This is a genomic window from Streptomyces sp. NPDC020917 (genome assembly GCF_044333795.1).
In the GTDB taxonomy this organism is placed as follows: Bacteria; Actinomycetota; Actinomycetes; order Streptomycetales; family Streptomycetaceae; genus Actinacidiphila.
Window position 1 is genome coordinate 46,008 of the sequence record NZ_JBIRRR010000027.1, and the last position, 23,745, is coordinate 69,752.

Annotated in this window: 22 protein-coding genes and 1 riboswitch; of the genes, 6 read left to right on the forward strand and 16 right to left on the reverse strand. The window is 73.9% G+C overall.

Going from position 1 to position 23,745, the window contains the following annotated elements:
- The first annotated feature begins 225 nt into the window (after positions 1-225).
- Positions 226-591, forward strand: a complete 366-nt coding sequence (locus ACH4TG_RS37105; protein WP_398247095.1) for a nuclear transport factor 2 family protein — start codon at positions 226-228, stop codon at positions 589-591.
- A gap of 124 nt (positions 592-715) precedes the next feature.
- Entirely contained in the window at positions 716-2,173 is a 1,458-nt protein-coding gene (locus ACH4TG_RS37110; protein WP_398247096.1) for an MFS transporter, read from the forward strand.
- Between the two features lie 137 nt (positions 2,174-2,310).
- Here ACH4TG_RS37110 and ACH4TG_RS37115 read toward each other — a convergent pair whose 3' ends face one another.
- From ACH4TG_RS37115 to ACH4TG_RS37135, 5 genes are all read right to left on the reverse strand, one after another.
- Positions 2,311-2,751, reverse strand: coding sequence for a nitroreductase family deazaflavin-dependent oxidoreductase (locus ACH4TG_RS37115; RefSeq protein ID WP_398247097.1), 441 nt, complete (start codon positions 2,749-2,751; stop codon positions 2,311-2,313).
- 65 nt (positions 2,752-2,816) lie between these two features.
- A complete protein-coding gene (locus ACH4TG_RS37120) occupies positions 2,817-3,377 on the reverse strand; it encodes a hypothetical protein (RefSeq protein WP_398247098.1) in 561 nt (186 codons plus the stop codon).
- On the reverse strand, positions 3,377-4,279 hold the full coding sequence (gene htpX / locus ACH4TG_RS37125; protein ID WP_398247099.1) for a zinc metalloprotease HtpX: 903 nt from the start codon (positions 4,277-4,279) through the stop codon (positions 3,377-3,379). The genes ACH4TG_RS37120 and htpX overlap by 1 nt, the downstream gene beginning before the upstream one ends.
- A gap of 141 nt (positions 4,280-4,420) precedes the next feature.
- Complete coding sequence (locus ACH4TG_RS37130) at positions 4,421-5,374, reverse strand: zinc-binding alcohol dehydrogenase family protein (RefSeq protein WP_398247100.1); 954 nt, start codon at positions 5,372-5,374, stop codon at positions 4,421-4,423.
- A 105-nt stretch (positions 5,375-5,479) separates the two neighbouring features.
- Positions 5,480-6,640 carry a citrate synthase gene (locus ACH4TG_RS37135; RefSeq protein ID WP_398247101.1) on the reverse strand — a complete coding sequence of 387 codons (1,161 nt, stop codon included), beginning with the start codon at positions 6,638-6,640 and terminating at the stop codon, positions 5,480-5,482.
- Between the two features lie 176 nt (positions 6,641-6,816).
- Here ACH4TG_RS37135 and ACH4TG_RS37140 point away from each other — a divergent pair, with 176 nt between their 5' ends.
- Positions 6,817-8,082 (forward strand): citrate/2-methylcitrate synthase, encoded by a 1,266-nt coding sequence (locus ACH4TG_RS37140; protein WP_398247102.1) that lies wholly within the window; start codon positions 6,817-6,819, stop codon positions 8,080-8,082.
- A 10-nt stretch (positions 8,083-8,092) separates the two neighbouring features.
- Here the strand turns inward: ACH4TG_RS37140 and ACH4TG_RS37145 are convergent, their stop codons facing one another.
- Positions 8,093-8,302, reverse strand: coding sequence for a hypothetical protein (locus ACH4TG_RS37145; protein WP_398247103.1), 210 nt, complete (start codon positions 8,300-8,302; stop codon positions 8,093-8,095).
- 122 nt (positions 8,303-8,424) lie between these two features.
- Between ACH4TG_RS37145 and trxA the strand changes: the two genes are divergently transcribed.
- Both trxA and ACH4TG_RS37155 read left to right on the forward strand, forming a co-directional pair.
- Positions 8,425-8,799, forward strand: coding sequence for a thioredoxin (gene trxA / locus ACH4TG_RS37150; RefSeq protein WP_398247104.1), 375 nt, complete (start codon positions 8,425-8,427; stop codon positions 8,797-8,799).
- Between the two features lie 81 nt (positions 8,800-8,880).
- Positions 8,881-10,575 carry a bifunctional 3'-5' exonuclease/DNA polymerase gene (locus ACH4TG_RS37155; RefSeq protein ID WP_398247105.1) on the forward strand — a complete coding sequence of 565 codons (1,695 nt, stop codon included), beginning with the start codon at positions 8,881-8,883 and terminating at the stop codon, positions 10,573-10,575.
- Between the two features lie 25 nt (positions 10,576-10,600).
- On the opposite strand, the gene ACH4TG_RS37160 is transcribed toward ACH4TG_RS37155, so the two are convergent.
- The 10 genes from ACH4TG_RS37160 to ACH4TG_RS37205 form a co-directional block, all read right to left on the reverse strand.
- Positions 10,601-10,822 (reverse strand): hypothetical protein, encoded by a 222-nt coding sequence (locus ACH4TG_RS37160; RefSeq protein WP_398247106.1) that lies wholly within the window; start codon positions 10,820-10,822, stop codon positions 10,601-10,603.
- Complete coding sequence (locus ACH4TG_RS37165; protein WP_398247107.1) at positions 10,819-11,247, reverse strand: hypothetical protein; 429 nt, start codon at positions 11,245-11,247, stop codon at positions 10,819-10,821. Before ACH4TG_RS37165 ends, ACH4TG_RS37160 begins: the two co-directional genes overlap by 4 nt.
- Before the next feature lie 131 nt (positions 11,248-11,378).
- A complete protein-coding gene (locus tag ACH4TG_RS37170; protein WP_398247108.1) occupies positions 11,379-12,842 on the reverse strand; it encodes a sensor histidine kinase in 1,464 nt (487 codons plus the stop codon).
- Positions 12,839-13,612 (reverse strand): response regulator transcription factor, encoded by a 774-nt coding sequence (locus ACH4TG_RS37175; RefSeq protein WP_398247109.1) that lies wholly within the window; start codon positions 13,610-13,612, stop codon positions 12,839-12,841. The genes ACH4TG_RS37170 and ACH4TG_RS37175 overlap by 4 nt, the downstream gene beginning before the upstream one ends.
- 102 nt (positions 13,613-13,714) lie before the next feature.
- Positions 13,715-15,115 carry a ricin-type beta-trefoil lectin domain protein gene (locus tag ACH4TG_RS37180; RefSeq protein WP_398247110.1) on the reverse strand — a complete coding sequence of 467 codons (1,401 nt, stop codon included), beginning with the start codon at positions 15,113-15,115 and terminating at the stop codon, positions 13,715-13,717.
- A gap of 268 nt (positions 15,116-15,383) precedes the next feature.
- Complete coding sequence (locus ACH4TG_RS37185; RefSeq protein WP_398247111.1) at positions 15,384-16,373, reverse strand: YbhN family protein; 990 nt, start codon at positions 16,371-16,373, stop codon at positions 15,384-15,386.
- 306 nt (positions 16,374-16,679) lie between these two features.
- Positions 16,680-18,587: an RICIN domain-containing protein gene (locus ACH4TG_RS37190; protein ID WP_398247112.1), complete on the reverse strand. Its 1,908-nt coding sequence runs from the start codon at positions 18,585-18,587 to the stop codon at positions 16,680-16,682.
- A gap of 317 nt (positions 18,588-18,904) precedes the next feature.
- Positions 18,905-19,930, reverse strand: coding sequence for a LacI family DNA-binding transcriptional regulator (locus tag ACH4TG_RS37195; RefSeq protein WP_398247113.1), 1,026 nt, complete (start codon positions 19,928-19,930; stop codon positions 18,905-18,907).
- A gap of 186 nt (positions 19,931-20,116) precedes the next feature.
- Positions 20,117-20,863: a class I SAM-dependent methyltransferase gene (locus ACH4TG_RS37200; RefSeq protein WP_398247114.1), complete on the reverse strand. Its 747-nt coding sequence runs from the start codon at positions 20,861-20,863 to the stop codon at positions 20,117-20,119.
- A gap of 115 nt (positions 20,864-20,978) precedes the next feature.
- Entirely contained in the window at positions 20,979-21,974 is a 996-nt protein-coding gene (locus ACH4TG_RS37205; RefSeq protein ID WP_398247115.1) for an enoyl-CoA hydratase/isomerase family protein, read from the reverse strand.
- A 173-nt stretch (positions 21,975-22,147) separates the two neighbouring features.
- Positions 22,148-22,240: riboswitch (ZMP/ZTP riboswitch) on the forward strand.
- 22 nt (positions 22,241-22,262) lie between these two features.
- On the opposite strand from ACH4TG_RS37205, the gene ACH4TG_RS37210 reads away from it, so the two are divergent.
- Positions 22,263-23,717 carry a glycine hydroxymethyltransferase gene (locus tag ACH4TG_RS37210; RefSeq protein WP_398247116.1) on the forward strand — a complete coding sequence of 485 codons (1,455 nt, stop codon included), beginning with the start codon at positions 22,263-22,265 and terminating at the stop codon, positions 23,715-23,717.
- Positions 23,718-23,745: the final 28 nt, after the last annotated feature.

The window sequence follows — 23,745 nt, forward strand, 5'->3', positions numbered from 1 at the left end:
GTGTCCCGGTTCCCCCCGCGATGACGGATGCCGCCGCCAGACCCCCGCACCGCGATGACGGATGCCGGTGCACCACGCCCGCACCTCGATGACGGATGCCGGTGCACCACCCCCGCACCGAAGTACCTAACGATGACTGATTCCCCTGCGCTCGCCGCTCCGTAACTTCTTGACCTGCAAGAAGACGGCGCAACCCGGCGCCGCTGACCGCAGGGAGAACCGATCATGAGCGACCTCCAGTACCTCGCCGAGCGCTACATCGCCGCCTGGAACGAGACCGACCCGGCCGCCCGCCGCGAGCTGATCGGCGAGGTCTTCGCCGACGACGGCCGGTACACCGACCCGCTGGCCGACGTGACCGGTCCCGACGCGCTGGACGCGGTCGTCGGCGCGGTGCAGGGCCAGTTCGCGGGCCTGGTCTTCACCCTCGGCCCGGTCGACACCCACCACCACATCGCCCGGTTCACCTGGGAGCTGGGCCCGGCCGGCGGCGAGGCGCTGGTCGTCGGCTTCGACGTCGCGGTCACCGGCGAGGACGGCCGGATCCACAGCGTCCTCGGCTTCCTCGACAAGGTCCCGGCGACCGCCTGACCCCGGGCGGCGGCCCCGCGCAGACCCGCTGCGCGGGCGCCCCCGGGGCCCGGCCCCCCAACCGCCCAGCCCCTCAACCGCCCAGCCCCCAGAGCCAGTTCACCGTTCGCGACAGGAGTACGTCATGGCTTCGGCCTCCACCACCGCCTCCCCGTCCGCGGCCACGGGCCTCGCCCGTGCCGCCGACCGGTCCGGCCTGGGCCTGCTGGTCCTCCTGGCCGCGACCTTCATGAGCGCCCTCGACATCTTCATCGTCAACGTGGCGATCCCCGCCCTCCAGGGCGACCTGCACGCGGGGACCGCCGCCGTCCAGTGGGTGGTGGCCGGCTTCGGCCTCGCGGTCGCCACCGGGCTGATCACCGCGGGCCGGCTCGGCGACATCTTCGGGCGGCGGCGGATGTTCGCCCTCGGGCTCCTGCTGTTCACCGCCACCTCGGCGGCCTGCGGCTTCGCCCCGACATCCGGGTCCCTGGTGGCCGCACGGGTGCTGCAGGGCCTCAGCGCCGCGCTGATGAGCCCGCAGGTGCTCGCCATCCTGCAGACCGCCTACACCGGCAAGGCGCAGGCCCGCGCGTTCGGCATGTACGGCATGACCATGGGCATCGGCGCGGTGTTCGGGCAGCTCATCGGCGGCCTGCTGATCAAGGCCGACATCCTCGGGCTCGGCTGGCGGGCCTGCTTCCTGATCAACGTGCCGATCGGCGTGGCCGCGCTGGCCATGGTCCCGCGGGCGCTCGGCGAGACGCGCGCGCCGCGGCGGCCCCGGCTGGACCCGGTGGGTGTGGTGCTGTCGACGGCGGCCGTGGTGGCCCTGGTCCTGCCGCTCATCCAGGGCCGCGCGCTGGGCTGGCCGGAGTGGACCTGGGTGTGCCTGGCCGGCTCGGCCGTGCTGTTCGCCGTGTTCGTGGCGCACCAGCACCGGCTGGGTGCCGGCGGCGGCGACCCGGTGCTCGCCTCCCGGCTGTTCCGGCTGCGGGGCTTCTCGCTGGGCGCGGTCGCGCAGCTGGTGTTCTGGACGGGACAGGGTTCGTTCTTCCTGGTCCTGGCGCTGTACCTGCAGGCCGGGCGGGGGCTGGACGCGCTCGCCTCGGGTACCGTCTTCCTGTCGATCGGCGGCGGCTACCTGCTGACCTCGACCACCGCGCACCGGATCGCCGCCCGCCTCGGAAACCGCACGGTGCCGGCCGGTGCGCTGGTGATGGCCGCCGGACTCGGCGCGCTGTGGGCGGCGGTGCACGCCTCGGGCACCACCGGAACCCTGTGGGAGCTGACACCCGGGCTGTTCGTGGACGGCGTCGGCATGGGGATGGTGATCGCTCCGCTCACCCACAGCGCGCTGGGCGGCGTGCCGGCGGAGATGGCCGGCTCGGCGTCCGGGGTGGTGGCCACCATCCAGCAGATCAGCGGCGCGCTGGGCATCGCCCTGATCGGCATCCTGTTCTACGGCGCGGTCGGGGACGGCGCTCCCCGCCACTATCCGCACGCTCTCGGCCTGGGCCTGGAGTTCCTGGTGATCCTGGAGCTGGCGCTGGCGGCCCTGACCGCCGCCGTCGCGGCCCGGGCCGGCCGCGCCGGACGCTGACCGCGCGGCGGAGAGTGCCGCCGGGCCGGAACGCCCCAGGGGCGCCCCTCATGGGAGGGGCGCCCCTGGGGCGTTCCGGCGGCACCGCCCGGATGACGGAAGCCGCGAGCGCGGCTCCCGGAGCGGGAACCCGGTGCTCAGACCCGGCGCAGCCGGATGACCGGGATGTCCCGGTCGGTCTTCTTCTGGTAGTCCTCGTAGGGCGGGTAGACCTCCAGCAGATGCGGCCAGACCCGCGCCTTGTCCTCGGACGACAGCGCCTCGGCCCGGGCGGCGAACCGCTCGCGTCCGACGCGCACGTGCACCTCGGGGTTGTCGCGCAGGCTCAGGTACCACAGCGGGTGCTCGGGAGCACCGCCCTTGGACGCGACGATCAGGTAGTCGTCGCCGTCCCGGCCGTAGATCAGCACGGTGCGCAGCCACTGGCCGCTCTTGCGGCCGAGGTAGTCGAGCAGCAGGCACGGGGAGCCGTTCATGTCGGTGGCCTCGGTGCCGTCCGACTCCTCGTAGCGGCGGGCCTGCTCGGACACCCAGCTGGTCGGGCTGACCTTGACGTCGGCGGGGTCGTACACGGTCATGCGCTTCCTCCATGGCGGGAGATCGTCACCGGTGATCCCACTCTAGGCACGTGGTGGCGAGCCGTTCAGTCCCCCATGCCGGGGGCGCCCCAGACGGGGAACCAGCGGGACAGGTCGGACTCGATGCGCAGGTCGTTCTTGAGCAGCGCCGACAGTTCCAGCTCCCGGGCGTTGTCCCGCTTCTGCTCGCCCGGCAGCTTGCACACCGGGTAGAAGCTGCCGCGCTTGTAGAGGTAGACCAGGGCGAGGGAGGGGCCTGACGGGGCCGCGAAGCCGACCAGGGAGCACAGCAGTTGCGGGCCGAAGCCGTGCTCCTCCAGCGTGGAGTTGATCGCGTGCAGGTCGGTGACCAGCCCGGTGACGTCCTCGGGGTCGTGGCGGGAGAGCAGCCAGGTGTAGCCGTAGGAGTCCTTGCTGGACTCGGTGGACAGCAGGGTGTGCAGGTCCTGCTGGATCTCGGTGAACGCGCCCCCCTCGACGGCGGAGAAGCACACCGAGCCCATCCCGGTCGGCCGCAGGTCGGTGGCGGCCTGCAGCGTGATGGCCGCGTCGGTGAGCCCGAACAGCTGGTCCAGGTCGGGCCGTACCGGCTTGCTGCGGCCGAGGAGTACGTCGAGCAGTCCCATCAGCGGCGGTCCAGTTCAGTGGTGATGCGGCTGAGCTGCTCCAGCCGCGTTTCCAGGGTGGGGTGGGTGGAGAGCAGCTTGGAGAAGGTGGCGCCGGCGCTGAGCGCCGGGGCGAAGTAGAAGGCGTTGAACGACTGGGAGGCGCGCAGGTCCTCGGTCGGGATCGCGGCGATCTGGCCGCTGACCTTGGTGAGCGCCGAGGCCAGCGCGGAGGGGCGGCCGGTGAGCAGCGCGGCGCTGCGGTCCGCCGACAGCTCGCGGTAGCGCGAGAGCATCCGGGTGAGCAGGAAGCTGATGGCGTACACCACGGCGCTGACCACCGGCACCAGGACGGCGATCATCGCGGTGTTCGCGTCCCGGCCGCCCCTGCGGAAGCCGCCCCACAGGCCGATGCGGGTGATGACGCCGGCGAGGATGCCGAGAAACGAGGCGACGGTCATCACCGCCACGTCCTTGTGGGCGACGTGCGACAGCTCGTGCGCGATCACGCCTTCGAGCTCCTCCGGCTCCAGGCGGCGCAGCAGACCGGTGGTGGCGCACACCAGGGTGTTGTTCTTGTTGCGCCCGGTCGCGAACGCGTTGGGCACGTCGGAGTCGGCGATGGCGACCTTGGGCTTGGGCATGTCGGCGAGGGCGCAGATGCGGTCCACCACGCCGTGCAGCTCGGGCGCCTCCTCGGGTGTGACCTCCCGCGCGCCCATGCTGAACGCGGCGATGCGGTCGCTGAACCAGAACTGGGCGACGAACAGCAGCCCGGCGATGACGATGATCAACGGCCAGGAGCCGCGCAGCAGGGCGAGCAGAGCGCCCACGAAGACGACGTAGAGAAGTCCGATCAGGAACATGGTGACGACCATGCGGGTCGTCAGTCCCCGGTCGGGAGCGAAGCGGTTCCGGTTCAATGCGGCCCCTCCCGAGTCGTGCGGGGCACGGGTCGCGAGGCGGCGGCCCGGGTGTGCTCCGTTGGTTGGCTGAACCTGTTGGCGGTTATGCGTGCTTACTACCCAACGATGGAACGACCAGGACGGCCCGGGCGGTTCCGCTCAACGGGTGGTGTCCAGGGCGAGTTTCCCCACCGTACGCCTCGACCGCAGGTCCTGGTGGGCACGGGCCGCCTCGGCGAGCGGGTACACGCCGCCGACCTGCGGCTTCAGCCGGCCCTGCGCGGTCATGGCGAGGAGGTCGGCCAGCGGCTCGCGGTACATCCCGGGGCGGCCGAGGCAGTGCGCCAGCCAGAAGCCGACCACGGCGCGCGAGCGGCCCATCAGCTGCGCGGGCTGCACCGGGGTGGCGGGCGTACGGGACGCCATGCCGTAGGTGACGAGCCGGCCGAAGGGCGCGAGGGCGGCGAGCGAGGCGTCGAAGACCGGCCCACCGGCCATCTCCAGCACGACGTCGACCTTACGGCCGCCGTTCGCCTCGACCAGGCGCTCCTTGAGGTCCTCGGGCGCGGCGTCCACGGCGGCGTCCGCGCCCAGCTCCTGTGCGAGGTCGCGCTTCTCCTTGGAGGAGGCGGTGGCGATCACCCGTCCGGCACCGAACTCCCTGGCGAGCTGGACGGCCAGTGAGCCGGTGCCGCCCGCGGCCGCGTGCACCACGACGCTCTCGCCCTTGGCGAGCCGCGCGGAGGTGCGCAGCAGGTGCCAGGCGGTGACGCCCTGCACGACCAGGGCCAGCGCCTGCTCGTCGCCGACGCCGTCCGGCACCTCCTGGGCCAGCGCCTCCTGGACGGCGGCCCGCTCGGCGTAGCCGCCGCCGTCGGTGAGGGCGACCAGCCGCCGGCCGTCCGCGGCGCGCCCGGCGACCTCGGAGCCGGGCACCATCGGCAGGGTGGAGCGGGAGAGGTAGGAGTCCTCGACGGTGTGGGTGTCGGCGTAGTTCACGCCGGCCCTGCGCACGTCGACCAGCAGCTGCCCCGGCCCGGCCACCGGTTCGGGCAGCTCGGCGACGTGCAGCACCTCGGGGCCGCCGAACTCGGTGATCTGGATGGCGCGCACGGTGACTCCTCCGCGTGGACGGCACGGCCCTACCGGCCGGTAGAGGCCCTGCCCCGCACACTACCGACTGGTCGGTATGGAGTCACGCTCCGGTCCGGTCCGCCCTCAGGCGGCCGGGACCGGGACGGCCGGCGCCGGGCCGACGTAGCGCGCGGCCGGCCGGATGATCTTGCTGTCCTCGGCCTGCTCCAGGACGTTGGCGCTCCAGCCGACCACCCGGGCCGCGGCGAAGGTCGGGGTGAACATCTCCCGCGGCAGCCCGCACAGCTCCATCACCACGCCGGCGAAGAACTCCACGTTGATGTGGAGGTTGCGGCCCGGCTTCAGCTCGGCGAGCACGGCCTCGGCCCGCTCCTCGACCCGCACCGCGAAGTCGACCAGGTCGCCGCCGAACCCGCGGGCGATGCCCTTGAGCATCCGGGACCGCGGGTCCTCCGTGGTGTACACGGGGTGGCCGAAGCCCATGATCCGGTCGCCGGCCAGGATGTGCTCGCGCAGCCAGCCGTCGATCCGCTCGGGGGTGCCGATCGCGTCCAGGGTGTCCAGGGCGCGGCTGGGCGCACCGCCGTGCAGCGGGCCGGAGAGCGCGCCGAGCGCGCCCACCAGGCAGGCCGCGAGGTCGGCCCCCGTCGAGGCGATCACCCGGGAGGTGAAGGTGGAGGCGTTGAAGCCGTGGTCGACGGTGGAGATCAGGTACTGCTCGACCGCCCTGGCCCTGTCCGCGTCCGGCTCCTGCCCGGTGAGCATGTACAGGTAGTTGGCCGCGTGACCCAGGTCGTCCCGGGGCTCGACCGGCTCCAGGCCCTGCCCGAGCCGGTACAGCGCGGTGATCAGGGTGGGCACCGCCGCGCAGGCCGCCAGCGCGTCGTCGCGCCGCTGCGCCGGGTCGAGGTCGTACAGCGGGCGGAATCCGGACGAGGCACCCAGCAGCGACAGCGCGGTGCGCAGCCCGGCGAGCGGCCCGGACGCCGCGCCGGCGCGGGCGACGGCCGGCAGGGCCGCCCTCACGTCGGCGGGCAGGTGGCGCAGCGCCGCGGTCGCGGCGGCGAACGCCGCGCGCTCGACGGCGTCCGGCAGCCGGCCGTGGACCATCAGGTGCCAGACGTCCTCGAAGGTGCGGGTCTCGGCCAGCTCGACGGCGGAGAACTCCCGGTAGTGGTAGAAGCCCTGGTCGCCCCTGACGTCCCCGAGGGTCGTCTCGGTGACGATCACGCCCTTCAGGCCGCGAGGTACCTCGACGGGGGCAGCGCGCTCGATGGTCGGCATGGTGTTCCTCCTTGACTGTTGACTTGACTGTCGATGATTGATTGAGTTGATGTCAATATTGATTCTGATATTGATTAACAGTTGATTAGCGTGGTCATCAGTCATCTTTCGGCGCGCACCCCAGGCCCGCGGGGCCACCCGGGGAGGCCGCCGCGGACCCGGATACGGTGAGGCCCATGGCACAGGACGCGGCAGACGCCGGGACCGGCGACGACGGCCGGATCGGCACCCGGGAGGCGGCCCGGCGGCTCGGGGTGAAGCCCGAGACCCTGTACGCCTATGTCAGCCGCGGCCTGCTCGGCAGCCGCCGCGCGCAGGGCGGGCGGGGCAGCACCTTCGACCCGGCGGAGGTCGCCGCGCTCGCCCGGCGCGGCCGGCCCGCGGCGCCCGCCGAGGCCCGGTCCGCGGACGACGCCGGCGTGGGCCGGGTGCGGACCGGGATCACCCTGATCACCGGGGACCGCTACTACTTCCGCGGGGTCGACGCGACCGCGCTGGCCGGGGCGTACTCCTTCGAGGAGGTCGCCGAGTGGCTGTGGACCGGTGTGCTGCGGCGCGGTGCCCGCTTCGAGGCCCCGCCGCAGCCGCTGGCCGCGGCCCGCCGGGCGGCGGCCGCACTGCCGGCCGACTGCGGGCCCATGGACCGGCTGCGGGTCGCCGCGATCGCCGCTGCGGCGGCCGACCCGCTGCGCTTCGACCTCGCGCGGGAGGCCGTGCTGGGCTCGGCCCGCAGCCTGATCCCTACGCTCGTGGACGCGCTGCCGCCGGCCGGGCAGGCGCACCGCGGCACCGCCCCGATCGCGCTGCGGCTGTGGTGGCGGCTGACCGAGCGGCCCGCGGACGACGCCTCGCTGCGGGTGCTGGACACCGCGCTGGCCCTGCTGATCGACCACGACCTGGCCGCCTCGACGCTCGCGGCCAGGGTCGCGGCCTCGGCACGGGCCAACCCCTACGCCGTGGTGTCGGCGGGCCTCGGCGCCCTGGACAGCCCGCTGCACGGCCAGGCCAGCGGGGTGGCGCACCGGATGCTGGCCGAGGTGCTGGAGCGCGGGTCGGCGGCCCCGGTGGTCGCCGCATACCTGCGGGCGGGGCAGCGCGTGCCCGGCCTGGGCCACCGGCTCTACCGCGGCGAGGACCCTCGGGCCGCACTGCTGTTCACGCTGCTGCAGCAGGTGCCGGACGCGGCCGGGGCGCTGTCCGCGGCGCGGGACGTGGTGGCCACCACCGCCCGGCACACCCCGCTGCACGCCAACGTCGACCTCGCGCTCGCGGTGCTGTCGCAGGCGTGCCGGATGACGCCGGAGGCGGGCGAGATCGTGTTCTCGGTGGCCCGCACGGCCGGGTGGATCGCGCACGCCCTGGAGGAGTATGCCGAGCGGCCGCTGCGGATGCGGCCGGTCGGCGCGTACGACGGGCCGCGCCCCGAGCAGCCGCTGCCCTGACGGCCCGGGCTCAGCGGCCGGTGAGCCGCGGGATCCGGCCGACGAGTTCGGCCCACTCGGTGTCCGTCTGCCCCGGCACCATGCGGCCGGCCGACTGCCACTGGGCGGCGAGCGCGCTGAACACGGGTGCGTCGGTGCTCTGCAGAACCGTTCCCCCGCGGGTGGTGCGCCTGCGCTGGGTGTCGCTGTCCTCTTGCCGGACCCATTTCGTTCCTGCCATGGGCTGATCAACGAGGACGGGCCGGGACACGCCATGCGGGCCGGCGCTCGACCACTCGGATGAGTGAAGGATCCCGTTCACAGGAGCGGAATTTCCCGCCGCCGCCACCCGTTGTGGGGGGCATGAGCACTGTTGAGCTGACCAAGGAGAACTTCGACGAGGTCGTTTCGTCCAACGACTTCGTCCTCATCGACTTCTGGGCCGCTTGGTGCGGTCCGTGCCGGATGTTCGCCCCGGTCTACGACAAGGCGTCCGACAAGCACGGCGATCTGATCTTCGCGAAGGTCGACACGGAGGCCCAGCCCGAGCTGGCCCAGGCCTTCCAGATCCAGTCGATCCCGACGCTGATGATCGTCCGCGACAAGGTCGCGGTGTTCGCCCAGCCGGGTGCGCTTCCGGAACCGGCCCTGGAGGACGTCATCGCGCAGGCGCGCGCCCTCGACATGGACGAGGTCCGCAAGTCGGTGGCCGAGGCGGAGGCGCAGAACAAGGGCTGACGCCCCGCCCGCGACCGATGTGCGGACGCGGCCCCGGATCGCTCCGGGGCCGCTGTCAGTGGTGCCCGTTACGGTCATGTGGTGGGTACAGCTGTCGCCGCAGGCGTGCGGATCGCGGTGGCCCCCGACCCGGTGGGGTCGGGCGGCCGGCTGTGCGTCCTCGGCGAGGACGGCACGGCCGTGGGCGCGGTGCTGGCCGCGCCGGACCTGGCCGCCGAGGTGGCCCGGCGGGAGGCGGAGCAGCGCCCGCGCTGGGTGTGGGCGGCGACCGACGAGGTGTACCCCCGGCTGCTCGATCGCGCCGCGGTCCGCCCCGACCGCTGCCACGACGTGAAGCTCGTGGAGTCGCTGCTGCTGGGCCAGGAGCTCCGGCACCGCCGGCCGCGCTCGCTGGGCGCGGCCTGGGCGCGGCTGCACGACCTGCCGGAACCCCCCGACGCACCCGAGCCCGGCGCCGACGACCAGCCGGTGCTCTTCGCCGCCGACCGCCACCATCTGCCGCCCGGCACCGACCTGATGGACGCCCTGGTCGCGGTGCACGCCGGGCAGCTGCGCCGGATCGCGGCGGGCCCGCACCCGGAGCGGATGCGGCTGCTGTGCGCCGCGGAGTCGGCCGGTGCGCTGGCGGCGGTGGAGATGGGCCGCGAGGGGCTGCCGTGGAGCGCGGCCGCGCACGACGAACTGCTCACCGGACTGCTCGGCCCCCGGCCGGCGCCCGGCACCCGGCCCGCCGTGCTGGGGGAGATGGCTCTGCGGCTTCAGGAGATGCTGGGCCGCCCCGTCAACCCCGACTCCCCCGCCCAGATGCTGCCCGCCTTCGCCCGGCTGGGCTTCCCGCTGACGTCCACCCGCTCGTACGAGCTGCGGTCCGTCGACCACCCGGCCGCCGCCCTGTTCCTGCGCTACAAGGAGCTGTCCCGGATCCACGCGGCCCATGGCTGGGCCTGGCGGGAGAGCTGGGTGCGCGGCGGGCGGTTCCGGCCGGAGTACGTGGTCGGCGGGGTGGTGTCGGGCCGCTGGGCGACGCGGGGCGGCGGTGCGCTGCAGATCCCGCGGCTGCTGCGGTCCGCCGTGGTGGCCGATCCCGGGCACCGCCTGGTCGTCGCGGACGCCGGCCAGCTGGAGCCGCGGGTGCTGGCCGCGATGTCCGGCGACCCGGGTCTGGCGCGCGCGGCGGCCGCCGGCGACCTGTACGCGGCACTGGCCCTGGACGCCTTCGGCGGCGACCGGCCGCGCGCCAAGATCGGCCTGCTGGCGGCGATGTACGGGCAGACCAGCGGCGAGGCCGGGCAGCTGCTCGCGGTGATGCGGCGGCGCTTCCCGGCGGCGCTGGCGCTGGTGGAGTCAGCGGCCAGGACCGGGGAGGCGGGCGGTACCGTCCGCTCCCAGCTGGGGCGCACCTCCCCCGCACCGTCCGCGGACCGCTTCCTCGACGAGAGCGCGGACCCCGGTGACGGCGCCTCCCCCGACCGCCGCGCGGCCCGCTCCTGGGGCCGCTTCACCCGGAACTTCGTGATCCAGGCCAGCGCCTCTGACTGGGCGCTGGCCATGCTGGCCGCGCTGCGCCGCCGGCTGGCCGAACTCGGGCCGGCGCCGCGGCTGGTGTTCTTCCAGCACGACGAGGTGATCGTCCACACCCCGCTGGAGCTGGCGCGGGCCGCGGAGGAGGCGGTCGCGGCGGCGGGCGAGGAGGCCCGCCGCCTGGTGTTCGGTACGACGCCTGTCCCGATCCCGCTGCAGACGCACGCCGTCGAGTGCTACGCGGACGCCAAGTAGCGCTCAGGCCCCGCGGGCCCGCGCGTCACTTGTCGGCGGACGCGTCCTTCTCCGCGGCCGACGCGGCGGAGTCCGCACCGTCCACGAGCTTCTGCATGTGGGCGAGTTGCGAGGCGGAGGGCGCCGAGGGCGAGGCGCCGCCCTGGTCCGAGCCGGCGGACGCGTCGTGGTGCGCGCAGCCGGCGAGCACCGCCGCGGCCAGCGCGGCCGCCGGCAGCAGAGCCAACGCCCGGAGCCTGCGGGTCACTTGGTCTTCCCCGCGCCCGCGCCGAAGTGCTGGGTGCCGCACCACGTGCGGACCGCGTCCAGGTCCGAGCTGCGCTGGTTGAGCATCGGCACCAGCGACTTGCGGAACGTCAGCCGGTCCTTGAGGTACGTCGCCACCGCGGTGTCGCCCTTGGCGTCGGCGTTGTCGACGCGCTTCTGCAGCCGGGCGACGGAACCGCGTTCGGTGACCGGGCCGTTGAGGCGCTGCAAGGCGCGGTCGATCCGCGCGTCGATCTTGGGCACGCGCTTGCACAGGGCGCGCGCGCCGTCCCCGGTGGGCGCCTTGGCGGCGGCGCTCGGCGTCTGCGACCCGCCGGTGTCGGCCGCGGCGCTCCCCGCGGCGGCGAGCAGGGCGGCGATCGCGGCGGTGGCCGCGACGGCGCCGCGCGTACGGGTGGTGCGCATGGTGTCCTCCCTCGTCGGCGGGCGCCGCATCGATGCGGCGCCGCTTCGTCCCGGAGGGTAAGAACCCTCTTTGTGGAAACCTTGTGGCGCCGGGCGGTGTTGAGGGCGCACTGGGTTCTGACGCGGTGGGTTCAGGGCGCGGTGGTCGGTGCGGGCAGCCAGGCCCGGCGGGCGGGCAGCGCGTGCGGGGCGGCCGGGCGCGGCAGGTGGACCGCCACGTGGGCGCCGGGCGTGCCGTCGGGGCGGTCGGTGACCGTGACGGTGCCGCCGTGCAGGGCGATCTGCTGGGCGACGAGGGTGAGTCCGAGGCCGGAGCCCGGGCTGTCGGGGCCGCGGCGGAACCGCTGGAAGATCGCGCCGCGGGCGGCGGCCGGGATGCCGGGGCCGTGGTCCGCGACGGTCAGGCACACCGACGAGGGGTCGGTACCCGGCCGCAGCACCACCTCGATCCGCGCGGTGCCGTCGGGACCGGCGCCGTGCACCGCGGCGTTGACCAGCAGGTTGTCGACGGCCGAGCGCAGCCCCGGCGGCCAGGCGTGCACCACGCAGCCCGGCGCGCCGTCGAGCGCGATCCGGGCGTCCGGCCGGTCCCGCCGCAGGTCGGTGACCGCGGCCTCCACCAGGTCGGCCAGGTCGACGGGGGTGAAGGCGTCGGCCTCGACGAGGTCGCCCTGGGCGAGGGTGCGCAGCATCACCAGCAGCCCGAGCAGCCGCTCGTGCTCGGTGCGCAGGTCGGCGACGATCTCGGCGCGTTCCCCCGGACCGGGCTCGGGCGTGCCGTCCAGCACGTCGAGGTTGATCCGCATGCTCATCAGCGGGGTGCGCAGTTCGTGCGAGGCGGCGGCGGAGAACGAGCGGGCGGTGGCGAGCGCCTCGGCGGTGCGGGCGGCCTGCTCGTCGTAGCGCGCCAGCACGGTCTGGAGGGTGTGCGCGAGGTCGTCGATCTCGGGGATGCGGGTGGGGGTGTGGTCCAGGCGGGTCGCGCTGGCCCGCGGGTCGATGCCGCCGGCGCGGCGCTGCAGGGCCAGCAGCGGGCGGGCGAACCGGGTCGCGGCGGCCCATGCGGCCAGGCCCGCGACGGGCGCGGTGAGCACGGCCACGGTCAGGATCCGGCGGCGGACCTGGCCGATCTGCGCCTGGCCGGCGGTGTCGCTCGCGAACACCCACAGGGTGCCGCCGGCGGCCGGGCGGGTCACCGACACCGGTTCGGCGAGCACGCGCCAACTCCGCTTCCCGTCGGGCACGGTGACCGGTCCCGACGTCCCGGCGGCGGGCGGCAGGACGACCGCCGCACTTGGCTGCGGCCCCCCGCTCACCGTGCCGGTGGGGCCGGCGACCCGGATGCCGACGTCGAGAGCTGCGGTGAACAGCCGCCGCTCCCTTGCCTGTTCGACGCTCGTCGGCCGGTCGTTGGCCATCGCGCGCAGCAGGTTGCGGGCCTGCGGCAGCACCGCCGCGGCCCGCTGGCGCAGGTGCGCGTCGCCCTGCGCGTGCACGTCGCCGCTGACCAGCCGGACCATGATCCAGCCGGAGGCGAGGACCAGCAGCGGCACCAGGACGCCGACGGCCAGCGCGATGCGGGTGGACAGCCTCATGACGCGCCTCCGGACGTTCCGGCCGCAGCGGCCCCGGGTGCCGTACCGGCGGCGGGCCGCAGCACGAACCCGACGCCGCGCACGGTGTGCAGGATGCGCGGCCGGCCGCCGGCCTCCAGCTTGCGCCGCAGGTAGCTGACGAAGGTGTCGACGGCGTCGGTGCGCACGTCGAAGTCGTAGCCCCAGACGCGGTCCAGCAGCTGGTCGCGGGTGAGGACCAGGCCGGAGTTGCGGGCGAGCACTTCCAGCAGCTCGAACTCGCGCCGGGTCAGGTCGAGCGGTTCGCCGTCGCGTGCGGCGGTGCGCGCGGCCGGGTCGAGGACCAGCCCGCAGGCGCGCACCTGGTCGTCGGGGCGCGGCGGGCGCCGGCGCAGCAGCGCGTGCAGCCGCAGCACCAGCTCCTCCAGGGCGAAGGGCTTCACCAGGTAGTCGTCGGCGCCGGCCTGCAGCCCGGCGACGCGGTCGGCGACCTCGTCGAGCGCGGACAGCACCAGCACGGGCAGGTCGCTGCCGCCGTCGCGCAGAGTGCGGCAGACCTCGATGCCGTCGACGTCCGGCATGGAGATGTCCAGCACCAGGACGTCGGGCGGGGTGCGACCCAGCAGGTCGAGGGCGGCGGCCCCGCCGGCCGCCTCGGTCACCGCGAAGCCGCGCAGCCGCAGCGCGCGGCCGAGCGAGCGGCGGATCGCCGCGTCGTCGTCCACCACCAGGACCCGGCCGCCGCCGTCCGTCCCGCCGTCCGTCCCCGCCCCGCTCGGTGTTCCTGTCACCGCACGCACCTCCGCTCCCCGGCCGCAGCATGGTTGCATCGCGGGAACCATGCTGCACGGCCGGGGAGCGGAGAGTCCTCCCCCGGTGGGCCCTGCCGGGTCTCAGCCGGCGTACTGGGCGAAGGTCCGGGTGAAGTCCCAGGCGTTCTGGGACACCCCGGAGCAGGTGTCGTCGTTCGGGTAGGCGCCGGGGCACGGCCGGTCCCGGTTGGCGGACCAGAAGGTCAGCCGGGCGAGGTGGTGGGCCTGGGCGTAGGCGAGGATGGTGCGGAAGTCGTTGACGGTGACGGTCTCGTTGTTGTCGGTGATGCCGTTCATCGACGAGATGCCGCTGTGCCGGTACGCCTGGTCGTCGCTGTAGCCGTAGGCGTTCTTCAGCGCGTTCTTCAGGCCCTCGGCGGCCTGGGTGGTGAGGTTGCCCATGTTCTGGCCGGCGCCGCCGAAGTCGAACGGCATGATGGTCCAGGCGTCGACGGTCAGCCCGGAGGAGGCGGCCCGGTTGATCAGGCTGGTGTCGGGGCCGCTCTGGCCGGTGCCGATGGTGACGTACACCGTCAGCCCGGGGTTGTTGGCCTTGACGGTCTTGAGCGCGTCGACGGTGCGCTGCTGGACGGTCCCGTTGCTGTACGCGTCGGCCTCGATGTCGATGTCGATGGCCTTGAGCCCGTACGCGCTGATCACCTTCTGGTAGGCGGCGGCGAGTTCGCCGGCGCTGGAGCAGGAGGACTCCAGCTTGTTGCCGCTGTAGCCGCCGAACGACGGGACGACGTCGCCGCCGGCCGCCCGGACCTTGGTGATGGTGTTCTGGTCGACGCCGCCGGTCAGTGCCCGGCCGCCGTCCCACTGCGGGTTGCAGTAGCCGTTGCTGAGCACGAAGGCGAGGGTGAACCACTTGACGCCGGTGGCGTTCATGACGGTGGTGGGGTCGGGTGGGTTGCCCCAGCCGTTGTAGAGGTAGGGCGCGACGGCCTGCACTCCCCCGCCGGGCGGCGGGGTGGTGCCGCCGGTCGGCAGCGTCCACTTCTGGTTGGCGCCGCCGGTGCAGTCCCAGATCTGCAGGCGGGTGCCGTTGGCGGAGCTGGGCCCGGTGGCGTCCAGGCAGCGGCCGGAGCCGGTGTTGACCAACTGCCCGGCGCTCGCGGTCCACTTCTGCGCGTTGGTGCCGTTGCAGTCGTAGAGCTGCACCACGGTGCCGTTGGCGGTGCCGGCCGCGGTGACGTCCATGCACTTGCCGAGCGCCCGCAGCGTGCCGTCGGAACCGACCGTCCAGTTCTGGGCGTTGGTGCCGTTGCAGTCGTAGAGCTGCACCGCGGTGCCGTTCGCGCTGCTGGCCGCGGCCACGTCGACGCACTTGCCGCCGTAGCCGGTGATCGCGCCGGCGGGATCGGCGCCGGCGGCCTGGGTGACGCCGAGGGTCCCCACGACGATCCCGCCGGCCAGGGCGGAGGCGAACAGGGCGAGCGGGCGGGGGCGGCTACGCCGGGTGGTGGCTGGTTCCGACACGACGGGACTCCTCGGTGGGGGTACGGCGGGTGGGCCGGAGCGGAGGTGCGGCGGTGCGGCGGTGCATGTGACGGGGCGTTACATGTGATGGGGCGGTGCGGTCGCGTAAGAGAGAGTCATGCCCCTGACATCCTTTTGGCGGGGGCGTCCGGTGGAGGTCGGCGGTGAACCCGGGTCGTCCGCACGGGACTTACGTCACGTCTTAGTTCAGGACGTGATTTAAATCGGGCCGGCGAGGGCCGTCAATACTTCCGGCAAAGGTCCGTACCTAAAGTTCCCGGCGGCGCACCAGCACCGCCAGCACCATGACCCCCGGGACCAGCGGCAGCCAGGTGGTGGCCAGGCGGTATCCGAGGACCGCGGAGGTCGCGGTCACGGCCGGTGCGCCGGCGGTCACCAGGGCGAGCGCGAGCGCCGCGTCGAGCGAGCCGAGGCCGGCCGGGGTGGGCAGCCAGCCGGCGGCCGTGCTCGCGCACAGGTACGCGGCCACCACGCCGCTCACCGGGACCGGGGAGTGGAGCGCGCGCATCACCATGACGACCACCAGCGCGTGCATGGCGGGGAAGGCCAGCCCGCCGCCCCAAAGGGCGGCGACCCGGGCCCGGTTGCGGTGCAGCGCGCGCACGTCGGTGGCCGCGGAGGCCAGGAAGGCGCGCGCCCGGTCCCTCAGCCGGCGGGCGCACCGCGTCGCCACGTACCCGCCGGTGAGCAGCAGGGCGACCGCGGCAACGAGCAGCAGCGGGTGGGCGGGCACGACGGATCCGCCCGCGATGACCCTTCGGATGTGCAGGGCGCCGGGGAAGAAGGCGAGCACCAGCCCCAGCAGCACCAGCCGGCCGGTCACCGTGGCGCAGGTGCGGACCGCGAGCGCGCCCACCGCGCGGGACGGCGACAGGCCGCGGCGCAGCAGGAAGCGCAGGTTGACCGCGTTGCCGCCGACGCCGGCCGGCAGGATGTGGTTGGCGGCGGACGCCGCGAACTGCGTCGCCAGCAGCCGTCCCGGCGGGAGCGGCTCCACCACGGCGCCCTGCTGGGCGGTCGCCGAGCACACCCAGGTCAGGAACGCGGCCAGGCACGAGCCGGCCAGCCACTTGCGGTCCGCCTCGCCGAGGCGGCCGGCGCTGGAGCCGATCAGTTCCCAGTTGCCCGCCACCACCGCCGCGACGACCACCAGCGGCAGCAGGACGGCCGCGGACCGCAGCCAGGGGCGCAGCCAGCCGCGCTGCCAGAGGACGTTCTCGCTGCGAGCGATGGACACGGGGAACTCCTCGCCGCGAGGGGACGGGACGGTCCTGCCAGAGTAGGTGCACGTCAGAACCCTTCCCACCCGCAGACGCCCACATGGCTCAACGGTCAGCCGAACATCCGTCGACGAAACGGTTGCACGCGCCCGTCACCCGTCAACCCGGCGTACCGCGGATCACCCTGACGTACCGTGCGGCCCGTTCCGGCCGTTGCGGCGGCGAGCCGCCGGCCCGTGCGGACACGGACCGGCGGCTGCTTCCTTCAGCGCGGCCGTCCGGCGGTGAGAGGTCCCCCGGAGGCCGTTCTCGGGGCCAGTGGATCAGGCGGCGGGCGCCGTCCACTGCTGGTTGGCCGCTCCGGTGCAGTCCCAGATCTGCAGCCGGGTGCCGTTGGCCGAACTGGGTCCCGTCGCGTCCAGGCATCTGCCCGACTGCGGGTTGACCAGGCTGTTGTTGGCACCGCGGGTCCACGCTTGCGAGCCGGTGCCGTTGCAGTCGTACAGCTGCACCTGGGTGCCGTTGGCCGTGCCCGCGGAGGTCACGTCCATGCACTTGCCCAGCGCCTGGAGGGTGGTGCCGGAGGCGGTCCACTGCTGGGCTGCGGTGCCGTTGCAGTCGTAGAGCTGCACCGCGGCGCCGTTGGCGCTGCTCGCGCCGGCCACGTCCACGCACTTGCCGCCGTAGCCGGTGATGGTGCCGGTGTGGCCGGTCCCGCCGCCGCCGTTGCTCTGGGTGCCGGACCAGGTGAACGTCGCGGACGCGCCGCCCGGCAGGGTGTAGGCGAAGTTCTCGTCGCCCCAGTTGACCCGCAACTGCTGGGCGGAGGAGGACTCGTTGTAGGCGATGAGCGCCTTGGAGCCGTCCGGGTTGCGCCAGGCGACGTTGCGGATGGTGGAGTTGTCGGTGGACGCGATCCGGGTGGCGCCCGGCTTCACGAACTTCGTCAGGTGGCCCATCGTGTAGTACTCGACGGTGTAGTCGACCTGCCCGCTGCGGCTGTCGCCGTTGTGCACGGTGATCAGGCCGGTGCAGGTGCCGCAGCCGCCGTTGTGCGGGCCCATGCCCTGGTCGACGGCGAGGCTCCACTTGACCCAGCTCTGGCCCCAGTTGCGGGTGTAGTCGATCAGGTTCTCCATGTCCTCCTTCTGCTGGTTGCCGATCCAGGTGCCACCGGAGTGCTCGGTGTCGAAGGCGGGGAGGCTCGGGTACTGGTTGTGGATCGTGGTCTGCTCCGAGACGTTGCCCCCGTAGCCGTGCCAGGCGACGCCGCCGAAGTTGGGGTCGCTGCGGATCGAGGCGTCGCTGACCGTGGGGGCGGCGTAGCTGTCGTAGGAGTCCCAGTTCCAGTCCAGCGCCAGCACCTTGGTGGACAGGCCGGCCGCGTGCAGCGCCGGCAGCAGGTCGTTCTTGGTGAAGTACGCAAGGCCCGAGCCGTTCCACTGCGCGCCGGGGTAGTCCCCGCCGACCGTGGGCTCGTTCTGCGCGGTGACGTAGTCGACCGGCACGCCGGCCGCCTGGTAGGCCTGGAGGTACTTCACGAAGTACTGCGCGTAGGCCGCGTAGTACTGGGACTGCAGCCAGCCCTGGACGTAGCTGCCGTTGTCCTTCATCCACGGCGGCGGGGTCCAGGGGGTCCCCATCACCTTCAGGCTCGGGTTGAGCTGCTTGGCCTGCAGGGTCAGCGGGAGCACGTCGGCCTGGTCGTGGGCGATGGAGAAGTGCGACAGGCTCGGGTCGGTCTGGCCGGCCGGCATGTCGTCGTAGGTGTAGCTGTAGCGGGCGAGGTCCGAGGCGCCCATGGGGTTGCGCAGGAAGTCGATCCCGATGCCGTTGACCGGGTCGAACAGCTTCTGCATCACGGAGTTGCGGGTCGCGGCCGACAGCGCGCCGCTAGAGTTCATCAGCCAGGCGGCGGTGTCGGTGAACGAGGCGCCGGCGCCGGTGAACTGCTGGTACGTGGTGCCCTCGTCGACGGTGACGTTGGCACCGGAGCCGCCGGTCCCGGAGGCGAAGGAGACCGGGGCCTGCTGCGCCAGCCCCTGGACGACGTTGCGGCCGCCGGAGTCGCTGGTGGTGGTCAGGTAGACCTGGACGCTCTCGCCCGCGGCGTGCGCGGTGGAGGGGTCGACCAGGACGGGGGCGATGGCGGCCGCCGCGGCCGCCAGCACTCCGACAGTGGAGCGTCGCAGGCGGGCTCTGCCCCCACGGGGGCGACGTGCTGCGCTCATGGTCGCTGCCTTTCTCGGCAGAGGTTCGGAAAATGGCATGGTCCTGACATGCCGCGTCAGGACGTGACGTGCGAACGACCGTGCAGCGAGGGGGTCTGCACGCTTGTTTCACTACTTGTTTCACGCCTTATATCGTGTCGTGATTTAACTCGGGCGCACCAGCACCGTCAAGGCATCGCACAGGGTTCGCCGCACTGAAACACCGTGAAACACCTGTGTGTCAGCGGCATTTGGGCAGGGCGGGGCAGGGTGACCTGCGCCGGGGACGCGGCCGCGGGCAGGGGTGGGGTGAGGTGAGGTGGTGTGGGGCGCCGGGGTCAGCGGGGGGCGGGCGCGGTGCTGCCGCGCGGCACGAGCACCGGCGGGTCCAGCTGGATGTCGGGCACCTCGGCGCCGTCCAGCAGGGAGAGCAGCGCGGCGGCGGCGCTGCGGCCGTGCTCGGGGACGCGCCGGCTGACCGCGGTGAGCGCCGGGTGCACCAGCCGGCACAGCTCGCTGTCGTCCCAGGCGGTCAGCGACAGTTCACCGGGTACCGACACGCCCATCTCCTGGGCGACGCTGAGCGCGGCGACCGTCATCACGTCGTTGTCGAACACGATCGCGGTCGGCCGTGCGGGGCCGGACAGCAGGCGGCGGGTGGCCCGGGCGCCGTCCTCGCCGGAGTAGTCGGTGTACACGCATTCCACGCCGGGCAGCCCGAGTTCGGCGGCGCAGGCGTCGAAGACCTCGCCGCGCTCGCGGGTGTGCACGAAGTGCGCGGGCCCGGCGACCCGGGCGATCCTGCGGTGCCCCATCGCCACCAGGTAGGCGAGCGTCTCACGGACCGCCGCGCCGTCGTCGATCCACACCGACGGCACGCCCTCGGCGCCGGCCGCGTGGCCCACCACCACGGCGGGCAGGCCGAGTTCGGAGAGCAGCGCGATCCGCGGGTCGTCGTCCCGCAGGTCCACCAGCAGGACGCCGTCCACCCGGCGCTCGCCCCACCAGCGGCGGTACGCGGCCTCCTCGGCACCGGCGTCCTCGGTGACCTGCAGCAGCAGCGCGGTGCCGGTGGCCGCGAGCCCGGCCTCGACGCCGGAGATGAACTGCATGAAGAACGGCTCGATGCCCAGGACCCAGGCGGGCCGGTCCACCACCAGGCCGATCGCGCCGGACCGCCCGTCCGACAGCGCGCGGGCCGCGCTGCTGGGGTGCCAGCCCATCCGCGCGGCGATCTCCAGGACGCGCTCGCGGGTCTGGGCCGAGACGCCCGCCTTGCCGTTGAGGGCATAGGACACCGCGCCTTTGGAGACGCCGGCGGCCGCGGCGATGTCGGCGATGGTGGGGCGTTTGAGCGGGCTCATGCGGCACACCGTAACAACGCGGCACCGGCCGCGGCACGGGGAGGGCGGAACCCGGCACCCCCGGGCGCTCAACCGGTTCAGCCCGGACGCATCCCCCCGCCCACCAGCCGGGCCTCCTGGGCGGGCCGGCACCGGGCGGCCGGAGCGGTCGGCGGCGCGGCTCCCGCCACGCCGCCGGCCCCGGGCTCAGGCGGCCCTGGTGGCCGCGATCTCCAGCCGCACGTAGTCCACCACCGGCTCGGCCAGCCGCCCGGCGACCGCCTTCACGAACGGCTCGTGCTCGTCCTCCGGCATCCCGTCCAGCTCGGCCCCCAGGATGACGGTGGCCAGGAAGGACTCCAGCTGCTCGCCGGGCTCGAAGCGGGCGGGATCGGGCCGCAGCGCCACCTCGACGTCGGTGAAGCCGGCGTCCGCCAGCCGGCGGCGGGTGTCCTCGACGCCCGCGAACTCCCAGCCCCCGGGGGCGGTGCCGCGCACCTGGGCGACGGCCGCGTTGACCGCCGCGATGTTGCCGCGGCCGCCGCAGTCGCTGACCAGCCGCGCCCCGGGCCGCATCCGGGCGGCCAGGGTGCGGAAGAGCGCGTCGTGGTCGTCGATCCAGTGGAAGGCGGCCACGCTGAACACCGCGTCGACCTCGCCGTCGAACGGCAGCGGCGGCGCGGTCAGGTCGGCGCGGACCACCTCGACGCGGTCCAGCCGGCCGGCCAGCCGCTCCCGCAGCTGCTCCAGCATGCGGACCGAGCCGTCCAGCGCGACGACGCCGCCGGACGGCAGCCGGTCCAGCAGCCCCGCGGTGTCCCGCCCGGTGCCGCAGCCCGCGTCCAGCACCCGCTCGTCACCCCGCAGCGGGAGCCGGTCGAGGGTGCACCGCCCCCAGCCGAGGTGCGGCAGCGGCAGGGAGTCGTACGTCGTGGCGTCCCACTCGCGGGGCATGGCACTCCAATCGTCCGGCACTCCGTCGTCCGGCACGCGTCGTCAGATCCCGCCGATGGAGAGCGGGTTGTGCCGTCACGCTACGCCGGTGCGTCCGCATCATGAAACCCGTATCTCATATAATGGCGGACCCTTGCTCCGACCAGGAGGGATTGCGGTCCTTGTCGACCAGGAGGGCGCGCACGCCTTCATGGAAGTCCGGCTCGCGGGCCGTCTTCTTGGCCAGCTCCAGCTCACGCGCCAGGCAGCCCGCCAGGGTGTCGTCCGCGCCGGCCCGCAGCACCTCGAAGGTGATCCGCAGGCTCATCGGGGAGGCCCGGCGCAGCACGCCGAGCGTCTCCTGGGCCCAGTCGCGGTCGGCCTCCTCGGCCGCCAGCCGGGCGCCGACGGAGGCCAGGTCGGGGGCGTCGAAGCAGCGGGCGATCGCCGCGCGGTGGGGGGCCAGCTCCGACGCGGGCGCGGGCGCGGCGTAACGCCGCAGCACCGGCTCCGGGTCACCGGGCGCGGCGGTCAGCGCGTCCTGCAGGGCGGGCAGGTCGGCGGCGGGCACGTAGTGGGTGGCCAGCCCGCACTCGACGGCCGCCGCGCCGGAGATCCGCTCGCCGGTCAGCCCCAGGTACCAGCCGACCGCGCCGGGCAGCCGCGGCAGGAAGTGGCTGGCGCCGATGTCGGGGAAGAAGCCGATCGCACTCTCCGGCATGGCGAGCGCCGCGCACTCGGTCACCACCCTGGCCGAGCCGTGCACCGAGATGCCCAGACCGCCGCCCATCGCGTAGCCGTCGACCAGCGCGGTGTAGGGCTTGGGATAGCCGGCGATCAGCGCGTTGAGCGCGTACTCGGCGGAGAAGTAGGCGGTGACGGCGGTGTCGTCGCCGCGCAGCCCGGCGTCGCGCATCGCCCGGATGTCGCCGCCGGCGCAGAACGCCTTGGGCGAGGTGCTGACCACGAGCACGGAGCGGACGGCGTCGTCGTGCCGCCAGCGCTCCAGCGCCTCGGTCATCAGCCGCACCATGGTCAGGTCCAGCGCGTTGAGGGCGCCCGGCCGGTCCAGGGTGATCACCCCGGTGCCGGCGCTCACGCGGGTGCTGACGGGCGGGGCGGTCGTGTCCATGGGTCTCCAGACGGTGGCTCGCGTGTTCTTGGCCGGTCTCTCGATCGGTCACGGCCCCCGCACGCCGGAGGCCCCTTCTCACCCCCCATCCAAACACCCGTTTTCCGCCGTCCACAGGGGCCGTCCCGAGGAGCGGAACCGGTCGCCGCCCTGGTCCGGGCGTTGCTATGGTGGCGACGAGCCGTGACTGGCGCGCTGGGATGGGGTCAACCATCGGGGAGCGGCTCGTCTCCACCACCGAAGTGCCGTGCGCCTGGGCCGTCCCGATGCCGAACCCGGAGGACTGCCATGGCAGAGTCCGCAGCGAGCCCCTACAGCACCGAGTCGGTCGCCTTCCGCAGCGCCCTGGACGTCGTCCGCGCCGTGGAACCGCGGGTGGCCGACGCCATCGCCCAGGAACTGGCCGACCAGCGCGAGATGCTCAAGCTGATCGCCAGCGAGAACTACGCCTCCCCCGCCGTGCTGCTGGCCATGGGCAACTGGTTCAGCGACAAGTACGCGGAGGGCACGGTCGGCCGTCGCTTCTACGCCGGCTGCCGCAACGTGGACACCGTCGAGGCGCTCGCCGCCGAGCACGCGCGCAGCGTCTTCGGCGCCGCGCACGCCTACGCGCAGCCGCACTCGGGCATCGACGCCAACCTGGTCGCGTTCTGGGCGGTGCTCTCCCAGCGGGTGGAGAGCCCGGCGCTGGCCAAGGCCGGCGTGCGGCAGGTCAACGAGCTGACCGAGCAGGACTGGGCGCAGTTGCGGGCGGACTTCGGCAACCAGCGGATGCTCGGCATGTCGCTGGACGCCGGCGGCCACCTCACGCACGGCTTCCGGCCCAACATCTCCGGCAAGATGTTCGACCAGCGCAGCTACGGCACCGACCCGCAGACCGGTCTGCTGGACTACGAGGCGCTGCGGGCGACCGCCCGCGAGTTCCGGCCGCTGATCATCGTGGCGGGCTACTCGGCGTACCCGCGGCTGGTCAACTTCCGGATCATGCGCGAGATCGCCGACGAGGTCGGCGCCACGCTGATGGTCGACATGGCGCACTTCGCGGGCCTGGTCGCGGGCAAGGTGCTGACCGGCGACTTCGACCCGGTGCCGCACGCCAACATCGTCACGACCACCACGCACAAGTCGCTGCGCGGCCCGCGCGGCGGACTGGTGATGTGCGACGCGGAACTGGCCGAGCACGTCGACCGCGGCTGCCCGATGGTGCTCGGCGGCCCGCTGCCGCACGTGATGGCGGCGAAGGCGGTGGCGCTCGCGGAGGCGGCGCGCCCGGAGTTCGCGGGCTACGCGCAGGCGATCGTGGACAACGCGCGGGCGCTGGCCGAGGGCCTGCTCAAGCGCGGCGCGCGGCTGGTCACCGGCGGCACCGACAACCACCTGGTGCTGATCGACGTCTCCGGTTACGGCCTGACGGGCCGCCAGGCGGAGGCGGCGCTGCTGGAGGCGGGCGTCGTCACCAACCGCAACGCGATCCCGCAGGACCCGAATGGCGCCTGGTACACCTCCGGCATCCGGATCGGTACCCCGGCGCTGACCACCCGCGGCCTCGGCGCGGCGGAGATGGACGAGATCGCCGGGCTGATCGACACGGTGCTGGCGGCCACGTCGGCGGCATCGGCGCCCAAGGGCGGCCTGTCGAAGGCCCACCACGTGCTGGACGCCGCGGTGGCCGACCAGGTCGCCCACCGCGCGGCGGACCTGCTGGCGGGCTTCCCGCTGTACCCGGGCATCGACCTGAGCTGAGCGGCGCGGCCGCAACGGAAGAGGATCG